Annotated in this window: 3 protein-coding genes and 2 riboswitches; of the genes, 2 read left to right on the forward strand and 1 reads right to left on the reverse strand. The window is 70.0% G+C overall.

What is annotated here, in order from left to right; genetic code table 11:
- Position 1 precedes the first annotated feature (1 nt).
- Positions 2-793: a hydroxyethylthiazole kinase gene (thiM, locus tag QM019_RS12580; RefSeq protein ID WP_282853294.1), complete on the reverse strand. Its 792-nt coding sequence runs from the start codon at positions 791-793 to the stop codon at positions 2-4.
- Between the two features lie 73 nt (positions 794-866).
- Positions 867-961: riboswitch (TPP riboswitch) on the reverse strand.
- A gap of 88 nt (positions 962-1,049) precedes the next feature.
- Positions 1,050-1,131, forward strand: a riboswitch (ZMP/ZTP riboswitch).
- 44 nt (positions 1,132-1,175) lie between these two features.
- Between thiM and glyA the strand changes: the two genes are divergently transcribed.
- A complete protein-coding gene (gene glyA, locus QM019_RS12585; RefSeq protein WP_282853295.1) occupies positions 1,176-2,450 on the forward strand; it encodes a serine hydroxymethyltransferase in 1,275 nt (424 codons plus the stop codon).
- Positions 2,447-3,325: a bifunctional methylenetetrahydrofolate dehydrogenase/methenyltetrahydrofolate cyclohydrolase gene (locus QM019_RS12590; RefSeq protein ID WP_282853296.1), complete on the forward strand. Its 879-nt coding sequence runs from the start codon at positions 2,447-2,449 to the stop codon at positions 3,323-3,325. Before glyA ends, QM019_RS12590 begins: the two co-directional genes overlap by 4 nt.
- The last annotated feature ends 31 nt before the right edge of the window (positions 3,326-3,356 follow it).

The raw sequence follows: 3,356 nt of genomic DNA on the forward strand, positions 1-3,356 counted from the left end.
TTTATATGTGCCTGGGGTCGAGCTGTTGGCGGGCGAACGTGCCGGGCCGGGCCGCCCGGGGGGCCGCCCGCTCGGCCGCGACGCCGTAGCTCACGTGCGCCGCGACCAGCGCATCCAGCACCGACAACTCGACCCGCACCGCGAGGAACGCCGCGACGATTGCGCCGAGCGCGCAGCCGCCGCCGGTCACCTTCGTGAGCAGCGCATCCCCGCCCGAAACCCACACGACCGAGCTCCCGTCGGTGACGAGATCCTCCTCGCCCGACACCGCGACGACGGTGCCGTAGCGGCGCGCGAGGGCGACTGCCGCATCCCGCGCGCTCGCGGCTGAGTCGGCCGACTCGACGCCGCGGCCGCCCGAGCCGGCGCCGGCGAGCGCGAGCACCTCGGAGGGGTTGCCGCGTACCGCGGTGGGGTGCTGCGAGACGAGCTCGGCGGCGAGCTGCGTGCGGATGGGGAGCGCGCCGATCGCGACCGGGTCGAGTACCCATGGCGTGCCGGCCTCGCGCGCACCCGCGACCGCCTCGGCGATTGCGCCACGCTGCTCGGGCGTCGGCGTGCCGAGGTTCACGAGCAGGCCGCCCGCAACGCGAGCGAACAAGCCCGCCTCGCCGACGATATCGACCATGGCGGGCGCCGCGCCGAGCGCGAGCAGGGCGTTCGCGGTGAAGCCCGTAACGACAGTGTTCGTGATGTTGTGCACGAGCGGGGCGGATGCGCGCACCCGGCCGAGCAGTTCGGCGACGGTGTCGGGTGTGGGCGCGTCGGTGATCGACGCGGTGAGAGGTGGCATGGCGACATTCCCTTCATCGGCGAAGGGGCGCGGCGACGCTACCCGGCCGCGCGCGGCGAGGCCGACGGCGGAACAGCAGCGAATTGGACGATCCCTTCGCCAGTACTAACTGGATCAGGTTCGACGGGTGTGATCTCAGCCGATCGCTCGGCACCCCGTGTCACTGCCGCCACCCTAACGCACGGCCGAGCCCGCGCATCCGGCCCATGACTTTCTGCGACGCACGCAGCATCGAGCCTCGCGCATCCGATTAGACTGGCGAGGTCGCAACTGGCGTCGGATGGGTCACCATCGGGGAGCGGCATCCGGAGTACGAGCCGCACGCCTGGGCTCGCCGACACGAACGACCGATTCGATTCCGCGAATCAGCGAAGGAGTCCCAGTGTCCGAATACCAGAACCTGCCACTTTCCGAAGTCGACCCCGAGATCGAGCAGGTGCTCAAGAACGAGCTCGATCGCCAGCGGGGCACGCTCGAGATGATCGCGAGCGAGAACTTTGTGCCGCGCTCGGTGCTCGAAGCCGTCGGTAGCGTGCTCACGAACAAGTACGCCGAGGGCTACCCCGGCCGCCGCTACTACGGTGGCTGCGAGGCCGTCGACGTCGCCGAAGACCTCGCGCGCGACCGCGCGAAGGAGCTCTTCGGTGCGGCCTACGCGAATGTGCAGCCCCACTCGGGTGCGAGCGCGAACGCCGCGGTGCTGCACGCGCTCGCGAAGCCGGGTGACACCATCCTCGGCCTTTCGCTCGACCACGGCGGCCACCTCACGCACGGCATGAAGATCAACTTCTCGGGCCGCCTCTACAACGTGGTGGCCTACGGCGTCGACTTCTCGACCGGCCGCATCAACATGGACCAGGTGCGCGAGCTTGCCCTCGAACACAAGCCGAAGGTGATCATCGCGGGCTGGTCGGCCTACCCGCGCCAGCTCGACTTCGAGCAGTTCCGTGCGATCGCCGACGAGGTTGGCGCGTACCTGTGGGTCGACATGGCGCACTTCGCGGGCCTCGTGGCCGCGGGTCTCCACCCGAACCCGGTGCCGCACGCGCACGTCGTCTCGTCGACCGTGCACAAGACCATCGGCGGCCCCCGCTCGGGCTTCATTCTCACGAACGACGCCGACCTCTCGAAGAAGATCAACTCGGCCGTGTTCCCGGGCCAGCAGGGCGGTCCCCTCATGCACGTGGTTGCCGGTAAGGCCGTCGCGTTCAAGCTCGCCCAGACCGAGGAGTTTAAGGACCGCCAGGCCCGCACCCTCCGCGGCGCCGAGATTCTTGCCGAGCGCCTGCTGCAGGACGACGTGAAGGAGGCCGGCGTCGCGCTGACCACCGGCGGCACCGAGGTGCACCTCGTGCTCGTCGACCTGCGCGATGCGCCGATCGACGGCCAGCAGGCCGAAGACCTCCTGCACGAGGTCGGCATTACCGTGAACCGCAACTCGGTTCCCGATGACCCGCGCCCGCCGATGGTGACCTCGGGCCTGCGCATCGGTACGCCGGCGCTCGCGACCCGTGGCTTTGGCGACGAGGAGTTCCGCGAGGTGGCCGACGTCATCGCCGAGGCGCTCAAGCCCGAGCCGAACATTGAGTCGCTGCGCGCGCGCACCAAGGTGCTCGCCGACAAGTTCCCGCTCTACCCCGGCCTGGTGTACGCATGACGGCAGTTCGCCTCGACGGCAAGGCCGCGGCGGCAGCGATCAAGGCCGAGCTCGCGGAGCGCGTGAGCGCGCTGCGCGAGCGCGGCGTCGTGCCGGGGCTCGGCACGGTGCTCGTGGGTGAAGATCCGGGGTCGAAGCTTTACGTCGCGGGCAAGCACCGCGACTGCGCCGAGGTCGGCATCGAGTCGATTCAGGTCGTGCTGCCCGGGACGGCGACGCAGGAGGAGGTGGCGGCCGCCCTCGACGAGCTCAACGCGAACCCGGCGTGCACCGGCTACATCCTGCAGCTGCCGCTGCCGAAGCATCTCGACCAGGAATCGCTGATTGAGCGCATCGACCCGGCGAAGGATGCGGATGGGCTGCACCCGACGAACCTCGGCCGGCTTGTGCTCAATGTGCGTGATGAAATCACGACGCCGCTGCCGTGCACGCCGCGCGGCTGCGTCGAGCTGCTGCAGCGCAACGGCTACTCGCTCGACGGCAAGCATGTCGTCGTCGTGGGCCGTGGCGTGACCGTCGGCCGGCCGATTGGCGCGCTGCTGACGCGGCGCGACCTCAACGCGACCGTGACACTGACGCACACGGGCACGCAGAACATCGCCGAGATCGCTCGCACCGCGGACGTGATCGTTGCCGCGACCGGTGCCGCGGACCTGGTGAAGCCCGAGTGGGTCAAGCCGGGCGCCGCGGTGCTCGACGTGGGCGTCTCGCGCGTCACCGACCCCGAGACGGGTAAGTCGAAGGTGTACGGCGACGTCGACCCGGCCGTCGCCGAGGTCGCGGGTTACCTCTCGCCGAACCCCGGCGGCGTCGGCCCGATGACGCGGGCCCTCCTGCTCGCCAACGTGGTGGAAACCGCCGAACGCGCCGCCTAAACCGCAGCAGTTGAGTGGTCGGTTTTTGTAG

It is taken from the genome of Gulosibacter sediminis, from assembly GCF_030011715.1.
GTDB lineage: Bacteria > Actinomycetota > Actinomycetes > Actinomycetales > Microbacteriaceae > Gulosibacter > Gulosibacter sediminis.